The organism is Pseudomonas sp. RC3H12, assembly GCF_018596375.1.
GTDB lineage: Bacteria > Pseudomonadota > Gammaproteobacteria > Pseudomonadales > Pseudomonadaceae > Aquipseudomonas.
The window spans coordinates 3,917,185-3,941,909 of sequence record NZ_CP075595.1; the positions used below are offsets into that span (position 1 = coordinate 3,917,185).

General features: G+C 65.2%; 19 protein-coding genes. 15 read left to right on the forward strand and 4 right to left on the reverse strand.

What is annotated here, in order from left to right; all coding sequences use genetic code 11:
• Window positions 1-6: 6 nt before the first annotated feature.
• Entirely contained in the window at window positions 7-1,125 is a 1,119-nt protein-coding gene (locus KHO27_RS17755; protein WP_111532167.1) for a polysaccharide deacetylase family protein, read from the reverse strand.
• Between the two features lie 149 nt (window positions 1,126-1,274).
• On the opposite strand from KHO27_RS17755, the gene yaaA reads away from it, so the two are divergent.
• From yaaA to KHO27_RS17830, 15 genes are all read left to right on the forward strand, one after another.
• Entirely contained in the window at window positions 1,275-2,054 is a 780-nt protein-coding gene (gene yaaA, locus KHO27_RS17760; RefSeq protein WP_214500562.1) for a peroxide stress protein YaaA, read from the forward strand.
• Window positions 2,055-2,844: 790 nt separating this feature from the next.
• Window positions 2,845-4,161 (forward strand): nucleotide sugar dehydrogenase, encoded by a 1,317-nt coding sequence (locus KHO27_RS17765; RefSeq protein WP_102682091.1) that lies wholly within the window; start codon window positions 2,845-2,847, stop codon window positions 4,159-4,161.
• 71 nt (window positions 4,162-4,232) lie between these two features.
• Window positions 4,233-5,714, forward strand: coding sequence for a glycosyltransferase family 2 protein (locus tag KHO27_RS17770; protein ID WP_173862416.1), 1,482 nt, complete (start codon window positions 4,233-4,235; stop codon window positions 5,712-5,714).
• 34 nt (window positions 5,715-5,748) lie between these two features.
• The gene (locus KHO27_RS17775; RefSeq protein ID WP_110699968.1) at window positions 5,749-6,915 is read left to right on the forward strand and encodes an alginate biosynthesis protein Alg44; all 1,167 of its coding nucleotides are present in this window, start codon (window positions 5,749-5,751) and stop codon (window positions 6,913-6,915) included.
• A gap of 12 nt (window positions 6,916-6,927) precedes the next feature.
• The gene (algK, locus tag KHO27_RS17780; protein WP_250888374.1) at window positions 6,928-8,460 is read left to right on the forward strand and encodes an alginate biosynthesis TPR repeat lipoprotein AlgK; all 1,533 of its coding nucleotides are present in this window, start codon (window positions 6,928-6,930) and stop codon (window positions 8,458-8,460) included.
• Window positions 8,457-9,935 (forward strand): alginate export family protein, encoded by a 1,479-nt coding sequence (locus KHO27_RS17785; protein ID WP_102682095.1) that lies wholly within the window; start codon window positions 8,457-8,459, stop codon window positions 9,933-9,935. The genes algK and KHO27_RS17785 overlap by 4 nt, the downstream gene beginning before the upstream one ends.
• Before the next feature lie 18 nt (window positions 9,936-9,953).
• The gene (algG, locus tag KHO27_RS17790; protein WP_110699974.1) at window positions 9,954-11,510 is read left to right on the forward strand and encodes a mannuronan 5-epimerase AlgG; all 1,557 of its coding nucleotides are present in this window, start codon (window positions 9,954-9,956) and stop codon (window positions 11,508-11,510) included.
• A gap of 13 nt (window positions 11,511-11,523) precedes the next feature.
• On the forward strand, window positions 11,524-12,966 hold the full coding sequence (locus tag KHO27_RS17795; RefSeq protein WP_102682097.1) for an alginate O-acetyltransferase: 1,443 nt from the start codon (window positions 11,524-11,526) through the stop codon (window positions 12,964-12,966).
• Window positions 12,967-12,973: 7 nt separating this feature from the next.
• A complete protein-coding gene (locus tag KHO27_RS17800) occupies window positions 12,974-14,077 on the forward strand; it encodes a mannuronate-specific alginate lyase (protein WP_102682098.1) in 1,104 nt (367 codons plus the stop codon).
• Between the two features lie 123 nt (window positions 14,078-14,200).
• Window positions 14,201-15,658 carry an MBOAT family O-acyltransferase gene (locus tag KHO27_RS17805; RefSeq protein WP_102682099.1) on the forward strand — a complete coding sequence of 486 codons (1,458 nt, stop codon included), beginning with the start codon at window positions 14,201-14,203 and terminating at the stop codon, window positions 15,656-15,658.
• 10 nt (window positions 15,659-15,668) lie between these two features.
• Window positions 15,669-16,829, forward strand: a complete 1,161-nt coding sequence (locus KHO27_RS17810) for an alginate O-acetyltransferase (protein ID WP_214500563.1) — start codon at window positions 15,669-15,671, stop codon at window positions 16,827-16,829.
• Window positions 16,830-16,849: 20 nt separating this feature from the next.
• Window positions 16,850-17,497, forward strand: a complete 648-nt coding sequence (locus KHO27_RS17815) for an alginate O-acetyltransferase AlgF (RefSeq protein WP_102682101.1) — start codon at window positions 16,850-16,852, stop codon at window positions 17,495-17,497.
• Window positions 17,498-17,532: 35 nt separating this feature from the next.
• Window positions 17,533-18,987, forward strand: coding sequence for a mannose-1-phosphate guanylyltransferase/mannose-6-phosphate isomerase (locus tag KHO27_RS17820; RefSeq protein WP_214501999.1), 1,455 nt, complete (start codon window positions 17,533-17,535; stop codon window positions 18,985-18,987).
• 142 nt (window positions 18,988-19,129) lie between these two features.
• Window positions 19,130-19,594 carry a multidrug transporter gene (locus KHO27_RS17825; protein WP_110699982.1) on the forward strand — a complete coding sequence of 155 codons (465 nt, stop codon included), beginning with the start codon at window positions 19,130-19,132 and terminating at the stop codon, window positions 19,592-19,594.
• A 118-nt stretch (window positions 19,595-19,712) separates the two neighbouring features.
• Window positions 19,713-20,537 (forward strand): SDR family oxidoreductase, encoded by an 825-nt coding sequence (locus KHO27_RS17830; RefSeq protein ID WP_094011735.1) that lies wholly within the window; start codon window positions 19,713-19,715, stop codon window positions 20,535-20,537.
• Between the two features lie 76 nt (window positions 20,538-20,613).
• Here KHO27_RS17830 and KHO27_RS17835 read toward each other — a convergent pair whose 3' ends face one another.
• From KHO27_RS17835 to KHO27_RS17845, 3 genes are read right to left on the reverse strand one after another with little or no spacing between them, the layout of a single operon-like run.
• Window positions 20,614-22,041: an efflux transporter outer membrane subunit gene (locus KHO27_RS17835; protein WP_214500564.1), complete on the reverse strand. Its 1,428-nt coding sequence runs from the start codon at window positions 22,039-22,041 to the stop codon at window positions 20,614-20,616.
• A complete protein-coding gene (locus tag KHO27_RS17840) occupies window positions 22,038-23,099 on the reverse strand; it encodes an HlyD family secretion protein (protein ID WP_102682104.1) in 1,062 nt (353 codons plus the stop codon). Before KHO27_RS17840 ends, KHO27_RS17835 begins: the two co-directional genes overlap by 4 nt.
• Before the next feature lie 27 nt (window positions 23,100-23,126).
• On the reverse strand, window positions 23,127-24,653 hold the full coding sequence (locus tag KHO27_RS17845) for an MFS transporter (protein WP_214500565.1): 1,527 nt from the start codon (window positions 24,651-24,653) through the stop codon (window positions 23,127-23,129).
• Between the last annotated feature and the right edge of the window lie 72 nt (window positions 24,654-24,725).

Here is a 24,725-nt window from a genome sequence, read left to right on the forward strand (position 1 = left end):
CCCTGCCTACCCCCGCCGTGCGTACTCCCGACACCCTTCCCAACCGATCCCGCTCTGGGCCGTGTGCTGCAACAACCACTCCAGCGCCGGCTGGGCCTTGGGCAAGCCATCACGGAACTGGATCACCCCCTTGCGCCACAGCAGCATCAGCGTCAGCACCCGCTGCGCCGAGGCCTCGGCGGTCAGCGGCCCGTCATCCTGGGCGTCGATGTCCCACAGAGAAACCCGCAGTTGCTGGCTGTCCAGGAACGCTTCGCCATCGGCGCGTCGCTGGCCATAGGGCGGACGGAACAACGGTACATACTGTTCGGCCAAGTCGGCCTGCACCCGCGCCTGGCTGCGCCGCAGCGAGTCCTGCCAATCCTGCCACTGGGCATGAGAGCGGTATTCCCAGCCCTGGATACCCACGCACTGGCCGGCATACAGATCGCCCAGCGGGCCGGCATCGCGGCGTTGCTGCAGGCGATTGCCGAGCACGAAGAAAATCCCGTCGAGCTTCTGCCGACGCAGGTAGTCAGCCAGCGCATCGGTGCTACCGCCCTGAGGGGCAGGGCCGCTGACGAAGGTCAGCAGGAACATCCGGTCATTGAGTTCCTCGCCATTGCGCTCACGATCGGAGAGCTTGGCCACTTCGCTGGTGGTCTGCGGGAACAGCGCGGCCTTGCGCAGTTGCTCATCCAGGTAACGGGTATGAAACTGATGACTGGGCTCAACCCACTCGGTGTAGAACGAGCCGACATCATCGGCGAAAACGGCCGCCTGCGTGCGTAGATCCGCCATGGACTCAACCGGGTAGCAGAACGAGGCATCCTGCTCGCAGCTCTGCTGCGCCTGTTGATAACTGGTCCACAGGCGCTGCCACATACGAGCACGCACGGCCCGCACGACGCTCAGGTTGACCTGGCGCAGGCCAAGGCGGCTCTTCAACGCCGGCTCGTCGAGCATCTCGCTTTCATGCAGCACGCGGGCGAACGACAGGATTTCCGCCCGCGACGCCACGTCGAACAGCGCCGGGCTGTTCAGTTGCTCGGGCCACAGGTCACGGTCGAAACTGACGAAATTCGCCGGGGCCGCCTGCGCACCCAGGCTCAGCAGCCCGGCGAACAGGGCAAACGCGATACGCACGATGTGCATTCTCCTTGAAGGCATGCCGCGCACTATAACGCGACGCCCGCCGCTTGCCTGTGGCGATGTTCGCTGACTATCGTCGCCATAGTTTGGCGTTGCGCCGGCAGCCCCGTAGAATTCGCCCGACGATTCCAGGAGCCGACCCGATGCTGACGGTGATTTCCCCCGCCAAGACCCTCGACTACGACACCCCGCCGGTGACCCAGCGCCACACCCTGCCCCAGTACCTGGACGATTCCCAGGAACTGATCGTGCAACTGCGCGAGCTGTCGCCGGCGCAGATCGCCGAGCTGATGCACCTCTCTGACAAGCTCGCCGGCCTCAACGCCGCGCGTTTCGGCAGCTGGACCCCAGACTTCACCCCGGCCAACGCCAAGCAGGCGCTGCTGGCGTTCAAGGGTGACGTCTACACCGGGCTCGCTGCCGAAAGCCTGGGCGAGGACGATTTCAGCTATGCCCAGGATCACCTGCGCATGCTCTCGGGCCTGTACGGCCTGCTGCGCCCGCTGGACCTGATGCAACCCTACCGCCTGGAAATGGGTACCAAGCTGGCCAACGCCCGCGGCAAGGACCTGTATGCCTTCTGGGGCACGCGCATCAGCGAGTGGCTGAACCAGGCCCTGGCCGACCAGGGCGACGACGTGCTGCTGAACCTGGCCAGCAACGAGTACTTCAGCGCGGTGAAGAAAAGCGCCCTGAAGGCACGGGTGATCGACGTCGACTTCAAGGACCTGAAGAACGGCCAGTACAAGATCATCAGTTTCTATGCCAAGAAAGCCCGCGGGATGATGAGCCGCTTCGTGATCCAGGAGCGGGTCAACGACCCGGAGCAGCTCAAGCACTTCGATGCGCAGGGCTACTACTACAGCGCGGAGCAGTCCAAACCCGACCACCTGGTATTCCTGCGCGATCACGCTGAGGGCTGATTTTTTCAGCGCCGCTTTACAGCTCATCGCGGGGCAAGCCCGCGATGAGCCCATCAGCCCTGCAACGGGGCACGCTGCAAAACGCCATCAGCCAAAATTCCAGCGTCAATAAATCATCAGTCACATCCTTATCGCAAAACGCCATAAGACCGTTCGTAGTTTTTTGACGATTTTTGAAAAATATTTTCGCATGCTGGCATATAACCATCCCCCTGGGATTTCGCCCTTTATATACGGGGACGAAACTGTGGCGTGCTATCAGATTGAAAGTATTTTCCTCTGAAAAAATATTTAGAAATCTTTCACCGTGGCGGAACCGCCCCAGGAACTTCTGCTACGCCCAATGGCTCATAGCACCCGTAACGAGTTTCAAGCGCTGAGCGTGAGAAATGACTTACAGATGACAAAGGGCCGCTATTCACAATCGGCCCCACAACTTCAACGGCGGTACAGGAAGTGCCTGAAGCCATTATCCATGCAGGAGAGAAGCGCCCCTAAAATCGTCCTAGTGGTTGATTTCAAAGGATTTATCCACTTGAAAGAACAAGCACAGCAATTCGCGAATGGCGATTTGCAATAAAGACGGCTGCATTTCAGGGCACGCCTTTTAAATATTGGCCTTTGACTGCCAACTTTGAGTGCATAAGTTTTTGCGCTCCGGATTTATTCATGCCTGCGTTCGGTGAAGTGTCAATTCGCCATGGAACCGTGCGCCCGAAAACTGCTGGTCAATCAACCCGGTCGGCTCTTCGCTGAAGGGCTGGCGTGATAAACACACGAGGTGAATGCGATGCGTATCAGCATCTTTGGTTTGGGTTATGTGGGTGCAGTCTGTGCCGGTTGCCTGTCGGCACGAGGCCATGACGTGATTGGGGTGGACGTGTCCAGCACCAAGATCGACCTGATCAACCAGGGCAAGTCGCCCATTGTCGAACCGGGCCTGGAAGCTCTGCTGCAGCAAGGCATCGCCAAAGGCCGCCTGCGTGGCACCACCGACTTCGCCGAAGCCATCCGCGCCAGCGATGTGTCGATGATCTGCGTCGGCACGCCGAGCAAGAAGAACGGCGACCTGGGCCTGGAGTATATCGAGTCGGTGTGCCGCGAGATCGGCTACGTGCTGCGCGACACCGACCGCCGTCACACCATCGTGGTACGCAGCACCGTGCTGCCGGGCACCGTCAAGAACGTGGTGATCCCGATCCTCGAGGACTGCTCGGGCAAGAAGGCCGGTGTCGATTTCGGCGTGGCGGTCAACCCCGAGTTCCTGCGCGAAAGCACCGCGATCAAGGACTACGACCACCCACCAATGACCGTCATCGGCGAACTGGACAGCGCCAGCGGCGACGTCCTGCAAGCCCTGTACGAAGAACTCGATGCCCCGGTGATCCGCAAGCCGATCGAAGTGGCCGAGATGATCAAGTACACCTGCAACGTCTGGCACGCGACCAAGGTCACCTTCGCCAACGAGATCGGCAATATCGCCAAGGCAGTCGGCGTCGATGGTCGCGATGTGATGGACGTGGTCTGCCAGGACAAGGTGCTCAACCTGTCGCAGTACTACATGCGCCCCGGCTTCGCCTTCGGTGGCTCGTGCCTGCCCAAGGACGTGCGCGCCCTCACCTACCGCGCCTCGAGCCTGGACGTGAAGGCGCCGCTGCTCGACTCGCTGATGCGCAGCAACGAGTCCCAGGTGCAGAACGCCTTCGACATCATCGAAAGCCACGACAAGCGCAAGGTCGCCCTGCTCGGCCTGTCGTTCAAGGCCGGTACCGACGACCTGCGCGAAAGCCCACTGGTGGAGCTGGCCGAGCGCCTGATCGGCAAGGGCTACCAGCTGGACATCTACGACCAGAACGTCGAGTACGCCCGGGTGCACGGCGCCAACAAGGAATACATCGAATCGAAGATTCCGCATGTGTCCTCCTTGCTCAACGCCAACTTCGAGCAGGTGGTGAACGACGCCGACATCATCGTGCTGGGCAACCGTGATGAGAAGTTCCGCGCCCTGGCCCAACAGGCACCGGCCGGCAAGCAAGTGATCGACCTGGTCGGCTTCATGAGCAAGCCGACCTGCACCACCAGCCGCACCGAAGGCATCTGCTGGTAAACCCGGTCGGGCGGCGCGTCCCTCCCCAGCGCGCCGCCCTCCCCACCCCGAATTCTCGACGGATGCCGAACATGCAAAGGTTCCAGACAGTGCTGTTGCAGTGCGCCGGCTGGCTGCTCTACATGAGCCTGCTCATGCTGATCGCCCTGGCCCTGCCCAGCGATATCTTCGATTCGCAGTCGAAGCACTTCATCTTCCTGGTCGGCGCTGTCGGCATCTGGCGCTACTCCATGGGCGCCACCCATTTCATCCGCGGCATGATCTTCCTCTACCTGGTCTACCCATACCTGCGCCGCAAGGTGCAGAAGCTCGGCAAGGCCGCCGACCCGTCGCATGTGTACCTGATGGTCACCAGCTTCCGCATCGATGCGCTGACCACTGCCCAGGTGTACAGCTCGGTGATCCGCGAGGCGATCGACTGCGGCTTCCCCACCACGGTGGTCTGCTCGCTGGTGGAGAAGTCCGACGAGCTGCTGGTCAAGAGCCTGTGGGCCAAGTACAACCCGCCCGGACACGTCACCCTGGACATCGTGCGCATCGCCGGCACTGGCAAGCGCGATGGCCTGGCCTATGGCTTTCGCGCCATCTCGCGGATGCTCCCGGACGACAACGCCGTGGTGGCGGTGATCGACGGCGACACCGTGCTGGCCGAAGGCGTGGTGCGCAAGACCGTGCCGTGGTTCAAGCTCTACCCCAACGTCGGCGGCCTGACCACCAACGAGTTCTGCGAAGTGCGCGGCGGCTACATCATGAGCGAATGGCACAAGCTGCGCTTCGCCCAGCGCCACATCAACATGTGCTCCATGGCCCTGAGCAAGCGCGTGCTGACCATGACCGGACGCATGTCGATGTTTCGCGCCAGCGTGGTGACCAACCCCGAGTTCATCGCCGACGTCGAAAGCGACTCGCTGATGCACTGGCGCCTGGGCCGCTTCAAGTTCCTTACCGGCGACGACAAGTCCAGCTGGTTCAGCCTGATGCGCCTGGGCTACGACACCTTCTACGTGCCTGACGCGGCGATCAACACGGTGGAGCACCCGCCGGAGAAAAGCTTCGTCAAGGCCAGCCGCAAGCTGATGTACCGCTGGTACGGCAACAACCTGCGGCAGAACTCCCGCGCCCTGGGCCTGGGCCTCAAGCGCCTGGGGCTGTTCACCAGCATCGTCCTGCTCGACCAGCGCGTGTCGATGTGGACCAGCCTGCTGGGCCTGACCGTGGCGGTGATCGCCAGCTTCAAGTTCGGCCTGCAGTTCCTGCTGGTGTACCTGCTGTGGATCGGCATCACCCGCCTGATCCTCACCATCATGCTGCTGTGCTCGGGCCACAACGTAGGCCCCGCCTACCCGCTGATTCTCTATTACAACCAGATCGTCGGCGCGGTGATGAAGATCTACGTGTTCTTCCGCCTCGACAAGCAGTCCTGGACCCGCCAGCCCACTGCCCTCAAGCGCGACCTCGCAAGTTTTCAACAATGGTTCAACACCTGGTCCTCGCGGACCATGACCTTCTCGGCCGCGAGCATCTTCGTCGCCGTGCTGTTCATGGTCGTGTGAGCCCCCGGATCGGATAACAGGAACGAATATCGCCATGAATACCGCCGTGAACGTCAACGTCGTGCATGAATCCGAAGCGCAGCGCCAGCATGCCCGGGTGCGCATTCCCGCCAAGCTGCGCTACCTGGATGGCAACCGCGAACCGCACGAGGTGAAGGTTGACGACCTGTCCGCCGGGGGCCTGTCCTTCCATGCGCCAAAGCCCCTGGCCGAAGGCGAAGTGCTGCGCGGCCGCCTGCAGTTCGTGGTCGACAACCTCGGCCTGTCGATGGACGTCGAGCTGCTGGTACGCACCAGCAGCCGCGACACCGGCCGCACCGGCACCGAGTTCCAGAACCTGGAGCCACGCGACATCGCCACCCTGCGCCATATCATCACCAGCCACCTGTCCGGCGAGCTGATCAGCGTCGGCGACGTGCTCAGCACCCTGCAGCGCGACAACTTCACCAAGGCGCGCAAGCAGAAGGACGGAGGCTCGGGCTTGTCCGCCTTCGGCCGCCTGCGCGCGGTCACCGTCACCGCCGGGGTGTTCGTGGTCGGCCTGGTGGCCTTCGGTTTCGTCGCCAAGTCGCTGTATGGCCTGTACTTCGTCAGCCATGCCGAAGCCGGCGTGGTCGCGGTGCCCACCACCAACGTCACCATGCCCCGCGACGGCAGCGTGCAGAGCCTGGTGGAAAATGGCGCGAGCGTGGCCAAGGGCGCGCCACTGGCAACCTTCAACACCAGCATGCTCGATTTGCTCAAGGGCCACCTGGACGACTCGCAACTGGAGCCGGCCAAGGTCGAGGAGCTGTTCGGCAAGCAGCTCTCCGGCACCCTTACCAGCCCGTGCGACTGCGTAGTCTCGCGCCAGCTGGTGGATGACGGCCAGTACGCCAGCAAGGGCCAGCCGGTGTTCGCGCTGATCCCGCGTACCAGCACCCCGACCATCGAGGCGCGCTTCAGCTATCGCCAGTTCGATGAAGTGAAGCCGGGCACCCGGGTCAACTTCCAGATCGCCGGCGAGGATGAAGTACGCAGCGGCCGGATCACCGGCAGCTCGAGCCTGGACACCGACAACCTGGCCTCCGATATCCGCGTGCAGATCAAGCCCGACGGCGGCCTGCCGGCCGAACTCGCCGGCCGCCCGGCCTCGGTCAACAGCGACCGTGGCCCGTCGCTGAACTGGCTGATCGACAAGGCCGTGGCCCGCGGGCTGTAAGAGGATCGGATAATGACCAGCAGACACCCCGATATCTGTGGGAGCCGGCTTGCCGGCGATCGAGTGCGCAGCACTCGCCCAGCGGATGCAGCGCCTGCACTGGCCTCTCGCCGGCAAGCCGGCTCCCACAGGGACAGCTTGCGCCTGGGGGCATGCGCCCTGGCCGCCGCCATTACCCTGGCCGGCTGCGCCGGCCTGCCCGACCAGCGCCTGGCCAACGAAGCGCTCAAGCGCGGCGACACCGCCACCGCCGAACGCAACTACAAGGCCCTCGCCGACCTTGGCTACAGCGACGCCCAGGTCGGCCTGGCGGACATCCAGGTCGGCACCCGCGACCCGGCCAAGCTCAAGCAAGCCGAAGCCACCTACCGCGCCGCCGCCGCCACCTCGCCCCGTGCCCAGGCGCGCCTCGGCCGCCTGCTGGTGGCCAAGCCCGACAGCACCCAGGCCGAGCGCGAAGAGGCCGAGACCCTGCTCAAGCTCGCGGCGCGACAAGGTGAGACGAACACCCTGATCCCGCTGGCGATGCTCTACCTGCAATACCCGCAGAGCTTCCCCAAGGTCAACGCCCAGCAACAGATCGACCAGTGGCGCGCCGCCGGCAACCCCGAAGCCGGCCTGGCCCAGGTGCTGCTGTACCGCACCCAGGGCACCTACGACCAGCACCTGGGCGAGGTGGAGAAGATCTGCAAGGCCGCGCTGTCGACTACCGACATCTGCTACGTGGAACTGGCCACCGTCTACCAGAAACGCGCCCAGCCCGAGCAGCAGGCCGCCTTGCTTGAGCAGCTCAAGGCCGCCCATGCCCGCGGCGCCGTGCCCGCCACCCGGGTCGACAGCGTCGCCCGCGTGCTGGCCGACCGCAGCCTGGGCCAGACCGACGAGAAGACCGCCAAGGACCTGCTCGAGCAGGTCGCACCGGCCAACCCGGCATCCTGGGTGAGCCTGGCGCAGCTGCTTTACGACTTCCCCGAACTGGGCGACACCGACCAGTTGCTGGCCTACATCGACAAGGGCCGCGAAGCCGAGCAGCCACGCGCCGAACTGCTGCTGGGCCGCCTGTACTACGAAGGCAAGACCGTGCCGGCCGATGCGGCCAAGGCACAGGAGCACCTGCAGGCTGCCGCCGACGCCGGCGAGGTCAGCGCCGACTACTACCTCGGCCAGCTGTACCGCCGTGGCTACCTGGGCCAGGTCGAACCGCAGAAAGCCGTGGACCACCTGCTCGCCGCCGCCCGCGGAGGCCAGAACAGCGCCGACTACGCCCTGGCCCAGCTGTTCAGCGAAGGCCACGGTATCCGCCCGGCCCCGACCAATGCCTGGGTGTTCGCGCAGCTCTCCCAGGCCAACCCGACCCCACAGTCGGCCGAACTGCTGCAACAGCTCGACCAGCAGCTCACGCCCGACCAGCGCAGCCAGGCGCAAACCCTGCTGGCGCAGGAAAAGCAGGCGCGCGGCAGCCTGGCCCAGGGCGCCAACAGCACCCTGGCCATCGAAGCGCTGCAGGACGAGAAAGAAGAAGTAGACGCCGAGGACTCGCTATGACGCTCAACCCCTTCGTGAAAGCCGGCATCGGCCTGGGCTTCGCCTTGTTGTGGTCGATGCCGACCCTGGCCGCCGAGACCGCGCAGAAGAACTTCGGCCTCGACGTGAAGATCACCGGCCAGTCCGAGGACGACCGCGACCTGGGCACCCGCTCCGGCGGCGATGTCAACGGCCTCGGCCTTGACCTGCGCCCCTGGGTGTACGGCGAGCGCGGCAACTGGAGCGCCTTCGCCATGGGCCAGGCGGTGGCCGCCACCGACATCATCGAGACCGACACCCTGCGCCAGAACGACGACGGCACCACCAGCGACAACGGCGACGACAGCCGCAAGCCGGACAAGAGCTACCTGGCCATGCGCGAATTCTGGATCGGCTACAGCGGCCTGACCCCCTACCCCGGCGAGCAGCTGCGCTTCGGCCGCCAGCGCCTGCGCAGCGACGACGGCATGTGGCGCGACACCAATATCGAGGCGCTGAACTGGACCTTCGACACCACCCTGCTCAAGGCCGACCTCGGCGTTGCCCAGCGCTTCAGCGAATACCGCACCGACCTCACCGAGCTGGCCCCCGAAGACAAGGACCGCACCCATGTCTACGGCAACGTCGCCACGCAATGGACACCCGGCCACTGGGTTGGCCTGCGTGCCCACCACAGCCATGACGGCGGCAGCCTGAAGCGCCCCGGCGAAACCGTCGACGCCCTCGACAAGACCCGCACCGGCGACCTCACCTGGCTGGGCCTGGAAGCCAACAGCGACGCCTACAACTGGCGCAACGACCACACCGTCAACTACTGGGGCAGCGTCACTTGGCTGACCGGCGACCGCGACACCCTCAGCAGCCAGGCGGTCGGCAACGACCAGGTCGCCACCGGCAAGCAGAGCGGCGACGTCAACGCCTGGGCCACCGACCTCGGCATCCGCCTGCGCCTCGACCCGCAGTGGCAGGTCGGCGCGGCCTACGCCCGAGGCAGCGGCGGCGGTGGCAGCGACGGCTCGAACAATTTCGAGCAGACCGGCCTTGAGAGCAACCGCTCCAACTTCACCGGCACCCGCTCGCGCGTGCACCGCTTCGGCGAGGCGTTCCGCGGCGAGTTGGGCAACCTGCAGGCGGCCACCCTGTTCGCCTCTTGGCAGCTGCGCGACGACTACGACGCCAGCTTCATCTACCACAAGTTCTGGCGCGTCGACGGCAAGCAGAACATCGGCTCCAGCGGCATCAACGCGGTGGTCGACGACGGTGGCATCAGCCGCCCGCTGGTGCAGGGCGAAAAAGACCTCGGCCAGGAAATGGACGTGGTCGTGACCAAGTACTTCAAGCAGGGCCTGCTGCCGGCCTCGATCAGCCAGTCGATCGACGAACCGTCGGCCCTGGTGCGCCTGCGCGCCGGTGTGTTCAAGCCGGGCGACGCCTACGGCAAAGAAGCCGACTCGTACATGCACCGCGCCTTCGTCGACGTGATCTGGCGCTACTGAGGCCGGGAGAGGATAGCCATGAACCTGCACCCGAACCTTCGCCACAGCCTGCTCGCCAGCGCCCTGCTGCTGGCCGGCGGCCTTGCCCAGGCCGCCGAGCCCGAAATGGCCAAAGGGCTGCAACAGGCCAAGACCTATACCGTCTCCAGCGCGCCGATCGAGCCGCTGAAGATGGACCCGCCCAAGCTGCCCGACCTGTCCGGCTACACCGCACAGGCCGTGCAGCAGAAGATCGACCGCCGGCACAAGGGCAAGGTCAGCGTGCGCCGCATGCTTCAGGAGGACACCCTCAAGGAGTTCATCGGCGGCGACAACAAGGGCGCCGAATGGGTACGCCGCCAGCACGGCATTCCCCAGGCGATCTTCGTCGATGACGGCCACGTCGACCTGGTGGAGCTGAGTAAGAAGGTCCCCAGCCAGTACCTGCGTGAAACCGCACCGGGCGTGTACTTGGCGCGCCTGCCGATCGTGGTCGGGCGCAAGGGCGTGCTGGAGATCGACGGCAAGGTCAAGGAACTGCGCCTGTCCGAGGAAGGCGGTTCGTTCATCGTCAACGACGGCAAGCTGTTCGTCAGCGATACCCAGGTCACTGGATGGCGCGAGCAGGCCAATGGCCCGGCGACCTTCCGCAAGCCCGACGAATTCCGCCCATTCCTGCTCAGCTGGGGCGGCACCGAGACCTACATCGTCAACAGCAAGATGGCCAGCTTCGGCTACGCCAAATCCAAGTCCTATGGCGTGAGCATCTCGCAGTACACGCCGAACATGGCCAAGCAGATGGGCCGCCCGGAACCCACCGGCTGGATCATCGGTTCCGAGTTCAGCGACATGTGGTACGGCTTCTACTGCTATGAGACCCAGGACTTCGTCATCAAGGACTCGACCTACCGCGACAACATCGTCTACGGCATCGACCCCCACGACCGCTCGCACCGCCTGATCATCGCCGGCAACACCGTGTACGGCACCAAGAAGAAGCACGGGATCATCGTCTCCCGTGAGGTCAACGACAGCTGGATCATCAACAACAAGAGCTACGACAACAAACTCTCGGGGGTGGTGATCGACCGTAACAGCGTCAACAACCTGATCGCCTACAACGAGATCTACCGCAACCACACCGACGGCATCACCCTGTACGAGAGCGGCGACAACCTGATCTGGGGCAACAAGCTGATCAACAACCGCCGCCACGGCATCCGCGTGCGCAACAGCGTGAACATCCGCCTGTACGAGAACGTCGCCATGGCCAACGGCCTGGTGGGCGTGTACGGCCATATCAAGGACCTCTCCGACACCGACCGCGACATTGCCCTCGACCCGTTCGACACCAAGGTGTCGCTGATCGTGGTCGGCGGCGAGCTGGCGGCCAACGGCTCGGGCCCGCTGTCGATCGATTCGCCGCTGTCGGTGGAGTTGTACAAGGTGTCGATGCTGATGCCGCGCAAGGCCAACGGCATCAGCTTCAACGGCGTGCTCGGCGAGCGCCAGGACGAAATCCTCGACCTGCTGGTGCGCCAGCAGAAGGCCGTGCTGATCGACCCGGTCGAACGCCAGACCGAAATGATCGACTAAGGAAGCCCAGACCATGACTCCACACCTGATGAAACTGCTGGGCCTGTCCGCCGCCCTCCTGGCCATCAGCCAGGGCGTGCGCGCCGAAGACGTCAAGGCACCGACCTTCAGCGCCGAACCGTGCTGCCAGCTATGCCCCGAGGCTCACGACGCCAGCCGCTACACCACGCGCTACCAGCAGAACTTCACCACCCTGGTGCAAGCCCAGGGCGACTGGCTGTTCCGTACCCGTGAGGACCTGCGCACCGAGTTCGACACCACCCCGGGCGGCTACAAGCGCCTGCAGCAAGTGCACGACGCGTTCAAGAAGCGTGGTGTCGAGCTGGTGGTGGTGTACCAGCCGACCCGCGGCCTGGTGAACCGCAACATGCTCAACCCCGAGGAAAAGGCCGCCTTCGATTACCAGAAGGCGCTGCGCAACTACCAGGCCATGCTCCAGCGCTTCGCCAGGATGGGCTACAACGTGCCCGACCTGTCGCCGCTGACCAACGAGCAACTGGCCGCCGCCGACCAGGGCAAGGACTTCTACTTCCGCGGCGACCAGCACTGGACGCCCTACGGCGCCGAGCGCGCGGCAAAGATCGTGGCCGACACGGTGCACAAGATGCCGGCCTTCGAAGGCATCCCGCGCAAGGAGTTCGAGACCAGGAAGTCCGGGCGCATGGGCAAGACCGGCACCCTGCACAACGTCGCCGGCCAGCTGTGCGGCACCAGCTATGCGGTGCAGTACATGGACCAGTTCGCCACCGAACCGAAGGGCGCCGCCGGCGGCGACGACCTGTTCGGCGATTCGGGCAACGCGCAGATCACCCTGGTGGGCACCAGCCACAGCGGCAAGAACTACAACTTCTCGGGCTTCCTCGAGCAGTACATCGGCGCCGATGTGCTCAACGTCGCCTTCCCCGGCGGCGGCCTGGAAGGCTCGATGATCCAGTACCTGGGCAGCGAGGAGTTCCAGAACAACCCGCCGAAGATCCTGGTGTGGGAGTTCTCCCCGCTGTACCGCCTCGACCAGGAAACCATCTGGCGGCAGATCCTCGGCCTGCTCGACGATGGCTGCGACGACCGCCCGGCACAGATGAGCGCCAGTGCCACCCTCAAGCCCGGCAAGAACGAGCTGATGGTCAATGGCAAGAACGGCGTGATCAAGGACCTGGTCAACCGCAACCACCAGCTCGACATCAAGTTCGAGGACACCTCGGTGAAGGTGTTGCAGGCCACCCTGTGGTACCTCAACGGCCGCCACGAGGACATCAAGATCGAGAAGCCCGAGACCTCCGACACCGATGGGCGCTTCGTCTTCCAGATGCGCGAGGACGAAGACTGGGCAGGCCAGAACCTGCTCGCCCTGGAGGTACAAGGGCCAGAAAGCGGTACGCAGAAAGTCGAAGCCAAACTCTGCAAACGCAACAACTTCGCCAGCCCCGCGCAGCACACCGCGCAAGCTGGCCAGTGAGGCGACCATGACCACCATAAGCAGCAAGACCGCACCCGCCCTGCTCGCCCTCGCCCTGTTCGGCGGCGCGGCGCAGGCCGCGCTGGTGCCGCCCCAGGGTTACTACGAGGGCATCGAGAAGCTCAAGACCGGCGACGGCAATTTCCGCTGCGAAGCCGCGCCCAAGCCCTATACCGGCGCGCTGCAGTTCCGCAGCAAGTACGAAGGTTCGGACAAGGCCCGGGCGACGCTCAATGTCGCCTCGGAAAAAGCCTTCCGCAAATCCACCGAGGACATCACCACCCTCGAGAAAGGCGTCAGCAAGATGGTCGGCCAGTACATGCGCGATGGCCGCCCGGCGCAGCTGGACTGCGCCTTGACCTGGCTCGACACCTGGGCACGGGCCGATGCGTTGATGTCCACCGATTACAACCATACCGGCAAGTCCATGCGCAAATGGGCTTTGGGCAGCATGAGCGGCTCGTGGCTGCGCCTGAAGTTCTCCAACTCGCAGCCACTGGCGGCGCACCGCGCCGAGGCCGAGCAGATCGAGAAATGGTTCGTGCGCCTGGCGCGGCAGACCGTGCGCGACTGGAGCGACCTGCCGCTGGAGAAGATCAACAACCACAGCTACTGGGCGGCCTGGTCGGTGATGGCCACCGCCGTCGCCACCGACCAGCGAGAGCTGTTCGACTGGGCGGTGAAGGAATACAAGGTCGGCGTCAACCAGGTCGACGAGCAGGGCTTCCTGCCCAACGAGGTCAAGCGCAAGCAACGCGCCCTGGCCTACCACAACTACGCCCTGCCGCCGCTGGCGATGATCGCCAGCTTCGCCCAGGCCAACGGCGTGGACCTGCGCAAGGAAAACAACTTCGCTCTGCAGCGTCTCGGCGAAGGCGTGCTGGCCGGTGCCCGCGACCCTGTTCATTTCAACACCCGCGCCGGCGTGAAGCAGGACCTCAAGGACCTGAAGATCGACAGCAAGTACGCCTGGCTCGAGCCATGGTGCGCGCTGTACCAGTGCGTCGGCGACACCCTCGAGCGCAAACATGACATGCAGCCGTTCAACAGTTTCCGGCTGGGTGGCGATGTGACCCGGGTCTACGACCCGAGCGCGGAACAGAAAAAGTAACGCGATTCCCTCTGGGTGCCGGCAAACCGGCTGCCACAGGGAACTAGGTTGCCTTCCAGCTTTTTGTTGGGGGGTTTGGGGGGCGCTGTGCCCCAGGTGCTGTGCATAACTAGGAGAACCGGGATGGTCTTCTCGTCCAACGTGTTCCTGTTCCTGTTCCTGCCGGTTTTCCTCGGCTTGTACTACGTGAGCGGGAATCGCTATCGCAACCTGCTGCTGCTGGTTGCCAGCTACATCTTCTACGCCTGGTGGCGGGTGGACTTCCTCGCCCTGTTCGCCGGGGTCACCCTGTGGAACTACTGGATCGGCCTGAAAGTCGGCGCCGCCGGCGTGCGCACCAAGCCTGCGCAGCGCTGGCTGCTGCTCGGCGTGGGCGTCGACCTGTGCATCCTCGGCTACTTCAAGTACGCCAATTTCGGGGTCGACAGCCTCAACGCGATCATGACCTCGATGGGGCTGGAGCCGTTCATCCTCACCCACGTGCTGCTGCCGATCGGCATCTCGTTCTACATCTTCGAGTCGATCAGCTACATCATCGACGTGTACCGCGGCGACACCCCGGCCACGCGCAACCTGATCGACTTCGCGGCCTTCGTGGCGATCTTCCCGCACCTGATCGCCGGCCCCGTGCTGCGCTTCAAGGACCTGGTCGACCAGTTCAACAACCGCACCCACACCCTGGACAAGTTCTCCGAAGGCTGCACCCGCTTCATGCAGGGCTTCATCAAGAAAGTGTTCATCGCCGACACCCTGGCGGTGGTCGCCGACCACTGCTTCGCCCTGCAGAACCCCACCACCGGTGATGCCTGGCTCGGCGCCCTGGCCTACACCGCGCAGCTGTACTTCGACTTCTCCGGCTACAGCGACATGGCCATCGGCCTGGGCCTGATGATGGGCTTCCGCTTCATGGAGAACTTCAAGCAGCCCTACATCAGCCAGTCGATCACCGAATTCTGGCGGCGCTGGCACATCAGCCTGTCGACCTGGCTGCGCGACTACCTGTACATCACCCTGGGCGGCAACCGCAAAGGCACCTTCAACACCTACCGCAACCTGTTCCTGACCATGCTGCTCGGCGGGCTGTGGCACGGCGCCAACTTCACCTACATCATCTGGGGCGCCTGGCACGGCCTGTGGCTGGCCATCGAGCGCGCGCTGGGGCTGGACACCAATCCGCAGCGTTTCAACCCGGTGAAATGGGCCTTCACCTTCCTGCTGGTGGTGGTCGGCTGGGTGATCTTCCGCGCCGAGAACCTGCACGTGGCCGCCCGCATGTACGGCGCCATGTTCAGCTTCGGCGACTGGCAGCTGTCGGAAATCAACAGCGCCCAGCTCACCGGCCTGCAGGTCGCGACGCTGGTCGTCGCCTACCTCAGCCTGGCGTTCTTCGGCCTGCGTGATTTCTACCGCAACGCCAAGCCAACGCCAAAGGCCACGCCCGTGCAAATCAACGCCGACGGGTCGGTGGGGCTGGACTGGACGCGGATCATGACCCGCGCCCTGGTCCTGCTGCTGTTCGTCGCCTCGGTGCTCAAGCTCTCGGCGCAGAGCTACTCGCCTTTCCTCTACTTCCAGTTCTGAGGCCCCGATCATGAACCGGACACTTCGCATCACCTATTCGCTGTCGTTCATGGGCCTGCTGGTCGGGTTGGGCGCATGGTCGGTCGGCGGGCTGGAAAGCTTCAACCGCACCGGGCAGATGACCCTGCTCGACGGCAAGCTGGCCAAGGCCGCCGAAACCCACTACGACGAGCAGTTCCCGATCAAACGCGTCGGCACCAACCTGTGGGCCGCGCTGGACTTCAAGCTGTTCAACGAAGGCCGCCCCGGCGTGGTGCTGGGCCGCGACCAGTGGCTGTTCACCGACGAGGAATTCAACCCCACCGCCGGCGCGCAGCAACAGATGCAGGACAACCTGGCACTGGTGCGTGGGGTGCGCGACGCACTGCAACGCCAGGGCGTGCAACTGGTACTGGCGATCGTCCCGGCCAAGGCCCGCCTCTACTACGAATACATCGGCAAGGAGACGCCGGCCAGCCTGCACGACGACCTGTTCAACCAGTTCCACGCCCAGGCGCGCCAGGCCAATGTGTTCGCCCCCGACCTGCTGGCGCCGCTGGAGCAGGCCAAGGCCCGCGGCCAGGTATTCCTGCGCACCGACACCCACTGGACGCCTATGGGCGCCGAAGTGGTTGCGCAATCGCTGGCCGAAGCCGTCGACCGCCAGCAGTTGCTCACCGGCGAGCCACAGGCGTACATCACCGAGGCCGGCGCCAGCGCGCCGTACAAGGGTGACCTGACCAACTTCCTGCCGCTCGATCCGCTGTTCAGCAACCTGCTGCCCACTCCCGACACCCTGCAACAACGCAAGACCCACCCGGTGCAGGCCGAGGGCGTCGAAGGTGGCGACGCGCTGTTCGACGACAGTCGCATCCCGGTGGCGCTGGTAGGCACCAGCTACAGCGCCAACCCGCACTGGAACTTCCTCGGCGCCCTGCAGCAGGCCCTGCGCAGCGACGTCGCCAACTACGCCGAAGACGGCCACGGGCCGTTGCTGCCAATGCTCAAGTACCTGCAAAGCGACGCTTTCAAAAACGCCCCGCCACAGGTCGTGGTGTGGGAATTCCCCGAACGGTATCTGCCAATGAAGAACGACCTCAGCGCCTTCGATCCGCAGTGGATCGCGCAGCTGAAGAACTCCCGCAAATCCGAAGAAAACCTGGCCCTGTCGTCCAACCGGACGGACCACTGAAGATAGAGAGGAACACGCACATGACCACCAAGACTTCCATTGCCAAAGCCCTCACCCTCGCCGCCGGCCTGACCCTGGCCTCGATGCAGGCCTTCGCTGGCGCCGACGCCGCCCTCTATGGCCCGAGCGCGCCGAAAGGCTCGACCTTCGTGCGCCTGTACAACGCCGCCAGCAGCCCCACCGCCGCCAGCGTCGGCAACACCCAGATCAAGCAGGTCGGCGCCCAGGCCAGCAGCGACTTCAGCTTCCTGCCCGGCGGCGACTACACCGCCCAGGTCGGCGGCAAGAGCGTGCCGGTCAAGCTGGCCGCCGACAAGTACTACACCCTGGTCAACAACAGCGGCGGCAACCCGCAGCTGATCGAGGAGCCACCGTTCAAGAACAAGCAGAAGGCGCTGGTGCGGGTGCAGAACCTCAGCGACCAGCAACTGACCCTGAAGACCGCCGACGGCAAGACCGAAGTGGTCAAGCCGGTGGCGGCCAAGGGCCGTGGCGAACGTGAAATCAATCCGGTCAAGGTCAACCTTGCCCTGTATGCAGGCGACAAGAAAGTCGGCGACGTCAAGCCCGTCGCCCTGGAGCGCGGCGAAGCGGCCGTGCTGTATGTCACCGGTTCCGGCAACAGCCTGTCGCCGGTGTGGGTAACTCGCCCCGTGGCTAGCAACTGATCCCCCTGCCTCTAAACGACTATTGGAGAAACATGATGATCCCGGTAATTCTTTCTGGTGGTAGCGGTTCGCGTCTGTGGCCTCTGTCGCGCAAGCAGTTCCCCAAGCAGTTCCTGGCGCTGACCGGCGAACACACGCTGTTCCAGCAGACCATCGAGCGCCTGGTATTCGATGGCATGGACACCCCCATCGTGGTCTGCAACAAGGACCACAAGTTCATCGTCCAGGAGCAGCTAGGTGCGCTGAAGCTGGAAACCCAGGCCATCCTCATGGAGCCGTTCGGCCGCAACACCGCGCCGGCAGTGGCCATCACCGCGATGAAGCTGGTCAACGAAGGGCGTGACGAACTGATGCTGGTGCTCCCGGCCGACCACGTGATCGAGGACCAGAAGGCCCTGCAACGTGCCTTGGCCCTGGCCACCGTGGCCGCCGAGCGCGGCGAAATGGTGCTGTTCGGGGTGCCGGCGACCAAGCCCGAGACCGGCTACGGCTATATCCGCTCCAGCCAGGACGCGCTGCTGCCCGAGGGCGTGGCACGGGTCGCGCAGTTCGTCGAGAAACCCGACGAGAAGCGCGCCAACGAGTTCGTCCGCGCCGGCGGCTACTTCTGGAACAGCGGAATGTTCCTGTTCCGCGCCAGCCGCTTCCTCGAGGAGCTGAAAAAGCACGATCCGGATATCTACGACACCTGCCTGCTGGCGCTGGAGCGCAGCGACGAAGACGCCGATGTGCTGAGCATCGACGAAGCCACCTTTGCCTGCTGCCCGGACAACTCCATCGACTACGCGGTGATGGAGAAGACCCAGCGCGCCTGCGTGGTGCCGCTGTCGGCCGGCTGGAGCGACGTGGGCTGCTGGTCGTCGCTGTGGGATGTGCACGAGAAGGACGACAACGGCAACGTGACGAAGGGCGACGTGGTGGTGCAGGACAGCCACAACTGCATGATTCACGGCAATGGCAAGCTGGTGTCGGTGATTGGCCTGGAGAACATCGTGGTGGTCGAAACCAAGGACGCCATGATGATCGCCCACAAGGACAAGGTTCAGGGGGTCAAGCAACTGGTCAACACGCTGGACGCCCAGGGCCGCAGCGAAACCCAGAACCACCTGGAAGTCTACCGCCCCTGGGGCTCGTACGACTCGGTGGACATGGGCGGGCGGTTCCAGGTCAAGCACATCACCGTCAAGCCGGGCGCCAGCCTGTCGCTGCAGATGCACCACCACCGCGCCGAGCACTGGATCGTGGTGTCCGGCACCGCTGAGGTGACCTGCGACGAGAACGTGTTCCTGCTGACCGAGAACCAGTCCACCTATATCCCCATCGCCTCGGTGCACCGCCTGCGCAACCCAGGCAAGATCCCGCTGGAGATCATCGAGGTGCAATCCGGCAGCTACCTGGGCGAGGATGACATCGAGCGCTTCGAGGATGTGTATGGGCGCACCTCGACGCCGGTGGAGCGTGGGGTTTCGGTGAAGACCATCGCGCAGTAACAGCTGCGAGCTGCAAGAAAAAGCGGGGGCGCGGTGAATCGAAATGCTCGATTCGTCGCGCTCCCGCTTTTTCTTGTGGCTTGCAGCTTGCAGCTTGGCGCTCCAAGATGATCAAACCCCCGCCACCAAGGCCTGCCCCACCATGATCATCGGCGCCCTGCTCATCCTCACCTGGCTGGTCCTGCTGCTGCGTTACCCGGCCAAGGCCCTGCCGATTTCCCTGGCCGCCGTGTGCGGCCTGGGCCTGGTGGCGCTAGGGGTGGTCTGGCAGGACACCCGCGAGGCCTCGCAGCTGGCGCGCCTGGACATTCGCCTGACCTACGCCCCCGACCAGTGCCCCGCCGACCGCGCCCTGCAGGTGCGCATGAAGAACGGCAACAAGGCGCCGATGACCGAACTGCGCTGGCGCGTGGCCGCCTATGCACCCGGCGATACCGTGAACCTTGCCGAGAATACCTATGCAGCACCCCGCTATCGCGGTCCCGGCGAATTGCAGCCGGGCGTCGAGTGGAGCGACTGCCTGCCGGTGCCGCCGCTGCGCTCGGGGTATCGGCCGCAGACCCTGGAGTTTCGTGCCGAGCATCTGCAAGGTACATTCGCCAATTGAGTCCGGCCTCATCGCGGGGCAAGCCCGCTCCCACGCCTGAACTTACAACGTGGGGGCTTGCCCCGCGATGAGGCCGGTAGCCATGACACCCATGTCCAACTGAACACAGGCCCGCCCCATGCCCACCGTCCTCATCACCGGTTGTTCCAGCGGCATCGGCCGCGCCCTGGCCGACGCCTTTCGCGATGCCGGCCACGAAGTCTGGGCCACCGCTCGCAAGCCCGACGACGTCGACGCCCTGCTCGCCGCCGGCTTTGCCGCACGCCAACTGGATGTGAATGACGGCGAGGCACTGACCCGCCTGGCCGACGAGCTGGAAGACCGCCACGGCGGCCTTGATATCCTCATCAACAACGCCGGTTACGGCGCCATGGGCCCGCTGCTTGACGGCGGTGTCGAGGCCATGCGCCAACAGTTCGAAACCAATGTCTTCGCCCTGGTCGGCGTGACCCGCGCGCTGTTCCCGCTGCTGCGCCGCTCGCGTGGGCTGGTGGTGAACATCGGCAGTGTCTCGGGCGTGCTGGTCACCCCGTTCGCCGGCGCGTACTGCGCGTCGAAGGCCGCCGTGCACGGGCTCACCGATGCCTTGCGCCTGGAGCTGGCGCCGTTCGGCATTCGGGTGATGGAAGTGCAGCCGGGGGCGATCGCCTCGCAGTTCGCCAGCAATGCCCAGCAACAGGCCGAGCAGGTACTGGCGAGCGATTCGCCATGGTGGCCGTTGCGCGAACAGGTACAGGCCCGGGCGCGGGCCTCGCAGGACCGACCGACTTCGGCGGCAGTGTTTGCCCAGCGCCTGCTGGCCGCCACGCGCAAGTCGCCCGTGCCGGCGCTGGTGCGTATCGGCAATGGCAGCACGGCGTTGCCGTTGATGGCCCGGGTGCTGCCGCAGAGGCTGTTGGATTGGGTGTTGCGCAAACGCTTCGGGCTGTTGCGACCGCTCTGAGGTCATCGCGGGGCAAGCCCACTCCCACGCTGACGACACAAGGCATCGTGGGAGCGGGCTTGCCCCGCGATGCGTTTCAAACCTGATCGAACGCCTGCCAGCCGCCGCCCAGCGCCTTGTATAGCCCGACCAGCGCCTGCGACACCGCCGCCGAACTGTCGATCCACTGTTCCTCGCTGGCCAGCAGCGCCGACTGCACCGTCAGCACGTTGAGAAAGTCCACCGCCCCTTCCACGTACTGGCGCTGCGCGGTCTCCAGGGCGATGCGGTTCTGCCGCACCGCCTCGGCCAGGTGATCACGGCGCAGCTGGCTGGCGTTGTACAGGCGCAGCACGTCGTCGATCTCGTGCCAGGCACCGAGCACCACCTTGCGGTAGTTCAGCGCCGCCTCCTGCTGCTGGGCCTCGCGCAGCTCCAGGGCGCCCTTGAGCCGCCCGCCCTCGAAGATCGGCAGCGACAGCTGCGGGCCGAAGGCGAACCGGCGCGAATCCCACCCGCCGAAATCGGACAGTTGCATGGCCTGGAAACCGACACTCCCGGACAAGCGGATGCTCGGGTAGAAGTCCGCCTTGGCCACGCCGATGCTGGCGGTGGCGGCATGCAGGCGGGCCTCGGCCTGGCGAATGTCCGGCCGGCGCTCGGCCAGCTCCGAAGGCACGCCGATGGCGAAGCGCTGCTGCGGCGCGGGCAGCTCGCCACCTTGCAGCAGCTCACGCTGCAGGCTGCGTGGTGGTTCGGCAGCGAGCAAGCCGAGGGCATTGATCAGGTCGTCGCGACGGGCTTGCAGGGTCGGCAGGCGCGCCTCGATCGAAGCAACCTGGGCGCTGGCCTGGGCTACGTCGAGACGGGTAGCGACCCCTTCAGCCTGACGACCTTCGGACAACTTCAGGCTGTGGCGGGCAACCTTGAGGTTGTCCTGGGTGATGTCCAGGGTGTGCTGCACGGCACGCAACTGGATGTAGTTGCCGGCGGTTTCCGCAAGCAAGGCCAGCAGCACGCCCCGGCGGTCGTTCTCCGCCACCGCCACGCTCGCGTTGGCGGCCTCGACCTGGCGGCGCACACGCCCCCACAAGTCAAGCTCCCAGCCGGCCACCAGGTCGCCTTGCCAGAGGTTGTACGCCGACTTGCCGGACTTGCCGGACGGGTCGTTCAGCCCCTCGGCGCTGTTGCGCGCACGGCTGTACCCGGCGTTCACGTCCACCGCCGGCAGCTCGTCCGCCGCCACGCTGCTGCGCAAGGCGCGGCTTTGCAACAGGCGGGCACTGGCCATGCGCAGGTCGAGGTTGCGTTCGGTGACCTTCTGGATCAGCGCGCTCAGGCGCGGGTCATGGAAGCTGTCCCACCAGCGCAGTTCCAGCGGTTCGGCCACCGGCTGGCTGGCCGCGGCAGCGCCTTGCAGCTCGGCCCAGTCCTTGGGCGCCTCGCTGTCCGGGCGCCGGAAGTCCGGGCCGAGGGTGCAGCCGGCCAGCAGCATGGCCAGCAGCAGAGGGCTCAGGCGTCTCATCGCGCAGTCACCTCTTTGCCGGCCAGCGTGTCGCCGTGGGTATCGATGGTCGCTTCCACCGACATGCCCACGCGCAGGCGCGCCAACAGCGGCTGGCCGTCATCGAAGACGATCTTCACCGGAATGCGCTGCACCACCTTGGTGAAGTTGCCGGTGGCGTTGTCCGGCTTCACGGCGGCGAAGGTCACCCCGGTGGCCGGGGCGATACTCTCGACACGGCCGTGCAGTTGCTCGCCGGAGAAGGTATCGACGCTGATACTCACCGGTTGCCCCGGTTGCACATGGGTCAGTTGGGTCTCCTGGAAGTTGCCGACGATATAGGCGCGCTCCAACGGCACCACCGACAGCAGCCGCGCCCCCGGATTGACGTAGGCCCCGATGCGCAGGGCGCGCTCGCCGACCATACCGTCGACCGGTGCGGTGATGCGGGTGTAGGACAGGTCCAGCCGGGCTTTTTCCAGCCCGGCTTCGGCACGCTTGAGCTGGCCATCGGCGCTGGCCACCTGGGCGCTGAGGATGTCCACCTGCTTGCGCGTGGCCAGCAGCGCCGCCTGGCTGTTGGCCAACCGCGCACGGGCCTGGTCGACGCCGCTGCGCGCCTGCTGGGCATTCTGCACGGTGCCGGCGCCTTGCTCGGCCAGGCGGCTGTAGCGGGTCACCTCGTGGTCGGCGAAGGCCGCCTCGGCCTGGGCCGCCTTCACCGCCGCCTCGGCCTGGGCGATCAACGAGGCCTGGCGTTCGAGGGTGGCGCGGGCATCCAGGCTCTGCGCCCTGGCCACCAACAGCTGGGCCTGGGCGGCGTCGAGCGCGGCCTGGTAGTCGCGCGGGTCGATGGTCGCCAGCAACTGGCCGGCACTCACCTGCTGGTTGTCCTCCACCAGCACCTCCTTGATGAAGCCCGCCACCTTCGGCGCCACCACCGTGTAGTCGGCGGTCACGTAGGCGTCGTTGGTGCGCTGGCGATGATCGCTGCCGAACATCCAGGGGCCGACCAGGGCGGCGAGCACGGCCACGGCGAGTGCCGAGCCGATGAAGAGCGTCTTGCGGTTGTTGGTCATCTTTCTATCTCGAATTCAGCCCCGGCTTCAGGCCACCGCACGCGGCGGGAAGATCCGGGTAGGCACGAAGGGGATCAGGCAGATCATGGCGACGGCGATACCCGCCATCACCAGGTACAGGTCGGCCGAGGTCAGCACCAGGGCCTGTTCGTGGATGCGCTTGGCCAGGCCAGCGGCGTTGTCGTCGATCAGCGGCGCGTTGCCCAGGCTGTCGACCAGGTGGTTGGAATGAAAATGCCGGCGCAGGGTGCCAAGGGCGTCGAGCAGGCCGCCGGCGATCACCGCCGACAATCCTTTGACCGTGTTGAACCAGGCGGAAGCGAACGGGCCTTCCTGCGGGGTCATGCCATTGGTGGAGAGCATCAGCAAGGGCAGCACCGCCATCGGCTGGCCGAACACCTGCAACAGGTAGAAGGGGTAGAAGTCGCCGCGAATCCACTGCGAGGTCAGCAGGCTGCTACCCACACACGACGCCGCCAGCATCGCCAGGCCCACGGCCAGCACCCAACGGCAGTCCACCGCGCGGATGTTGCACAGCGCCGCGGTGAGCGGCAGGGCGAGCAGTTGCGGCATGGCCACCAGCATCATCAGCGGGCTGGTTTGCGCCGGGCGGTAGCCCTGGATCTGCGCCAGGTACGCCGAAGGAATGCTGCCCACCCCGGACAACACCACCAGTACACCGGCCAGGGTCACCAGGGCGAAGCTCAGGTTGCGCCGCGAGAGCATGCGCAACTGGAAAAACGGCAGCGGCTCGGACCACTCGTTGTACATGAACAGCACCAGCAACAGCACACCGCCACCGAGCAGCCAGCAGATCAGCGGCGAGTCGAACCAGCCCCAGCGGTCGCCCAGCGACAGGCCAAGGACGATGCAACTGATCGCCGGCAGGCCAAGCAGCACCCCGCGCCAGTCCAATTGCCTGAAGCGTTCCAGGCGCAGCGGATCCTGGGGCAGGCCCCAGCCGACACAGGCGATTGCCAGCAGCGACGGCAGGATGATCTGCCAGAACGCCCACTGCCAACCGACGTACTCGGTCCACAGCCCGGCCAGCGGCGTGCCGAGGTTGGGCCCGAAGGTGGCGGTCAGGGCATAGCAGGCCAGGCCATATATCTTGATGCCCGGTGGCAGGAAGCGCAGCGCCACGCTCATCAGCATCGGCGGCAAGGCGCCCGAGGCGAAGCCCTGCAGCACACGTAGCAACATCAGGCTGTGCAGGTTGGGAGCGAAGGGTTGGATCAGGCCGAGCACGGCAAACAGGCCGACGGCGGTCATGGTGAAGCGGCGCAGCGAGAAGGTGGTGGCCAGCCACGGCGCGAAGGCCATGGCCGAGACCGAAGCGGCACTGTACACCGCCAGCAGCCAGGCGCCTTCGTCGGCACCGATGCCCATGGCGCCACGGATGTCGCTCAGGGAAATCTTGGTCACCGCCTCGTTGAGCCCGGCGCACAGCACCGCCAGCAACACGCCGAACAGCCCGACCACCACCCGCAGGCCGAACGCCGTCTGCGCAGGGGCGGCCGCCAGCGCGGCGGAAGGCGCGGTCAGGGAACTCATGGATAGACATCTCCAGCAACATTTTAAGGGCTGGGGGAAGTCTAAGAAGGTCGAATGCTGACGAAAACTGAC

Bases quoted from the DNA above. Each gene is read 5' to 3' on its own strand.
- algK (WP_250888374.1), top strand. From the start codon at position 6,928: ATGACCAGCAGACACCCCGATATCTGTGGGAGCCGGCTTGCCGGCGAT.
- KHO27_RS17845 (WP_214500565.1), bottom strand. From the start codon at position 24,653: ATGAGTTCCCTGACCGCGCCTTCCGCCGCGCTGGCGGCCGCCCCTGCG.
- KHO27_RS17830 (WP_094011735.1), top strand. From the start codon at position 19,713: ATGCCCACCGTCCTCATCACCGGTTGTTCCAGCGGCATCGGCCGCGCC.
- algG (WP_110699974.1), top strand. From the start codon at position 9,954: ATGAACCTGCACCCGAACCTTCGCCACAGCCTGCTCGCCAGCGCCCTG.
- KHO27_RS17770 (WP_173862416.1), top strand. From the start codon at position 4,233: ATGCAAAGGTTCCAGACAGTGCTGTTGCAGTGCGCCGGCTGGCTGCTC.
- KHO27_RS17795 (WP_102682097.1), top strand. From the start codon at position 11,524: ATGACTCCACACCTGATGAAACTGCTGGGCCTGTCCGCCGCCCTCCTG.
- KHO27_RS17800 (WP_102682098.1), top strand. From the start codon at position 12,974: ATGACCACCATAAGCAGCAAGACCGCACCCGCCCTGCTCGCCCTCGCC.
- KHO27_RS17810 (WP_214500563.1), top strand. From the start codon at position 15,669: ATGAACCGGACACTTCGCATCACCTATTCGCTGTCGTTCATGGGCCTG.
- KHO27_RS17835 (WP_214500564.1), bottom strand. From the start codon at position 22,041: ATGAGACGCCTGAGCCCTCTGCTGCTGGCCATGCTGCTGGCCGGCTGC.
- KHO27_RS17840 (WP_102682104.1), bottom strand. From the start codon at position 23,099: ATGACCAACAACCGCAAGACGCTCTTCATCGGCTCGGCACTCGCCGTG.
- KHO27_RS17815 (WP_102682101.1), top strand. From the start codon at position 16,850: ATGACCACCAAGACTTCCATTGCCAAAGCCCTCACCCTCGCCGCCGGC.
- KHO27_RS17765 (WP_102682091.1), top strand. From the start codon at position 2,845: ATGCGTATCAGCATCTTTGGTTTGGGTTATGTGGGTGCAGTCTGTGCC.
- KHO27_RS17820 (WP_214501999.1), top strand. From the start codon at position 17,533: ATGATCCCGGTAATTCTTTCTGGTGGTAGCGGTTCGCGTCTGTGGCCT.
- KHO27_RS17825 (WP_110699982.1), top strand. From the start codon at position 19,130: ATGATCATCGGCGCCCTGCTCATCCTCACCTGGCTGGTCCTGCTGCTG.
- KHO27_RS17805 (WP_102682099.1), top strand. From the start codon at position 14,201: ATGGTCTTCTCGTCCAACGTGTTCCTGTTCCTGTTCCTGCCGGTTTTC.
- KHO27_RS17785 (WP_102682095.1), top strand. From the start codon at position 8,457: ATGACGCTCAACCCCTTCGTGAAAGCCGGCATCGGCCTGGGCTTCGCC.
- yaaA (WP_214500562.1), top strand. From the start codon at position 1,275: ATGCTGACGGTGATTTCCCCCGCCAAGACCCTCGACTACGACACCCCG.
- KHO27_RS17775 (WP_110699968.1), top strand. From the start codon at position 5,749: ATGAATACCGCCGTGAACGTCAACGTCGTGCATGAATCCGAAGCGCAG.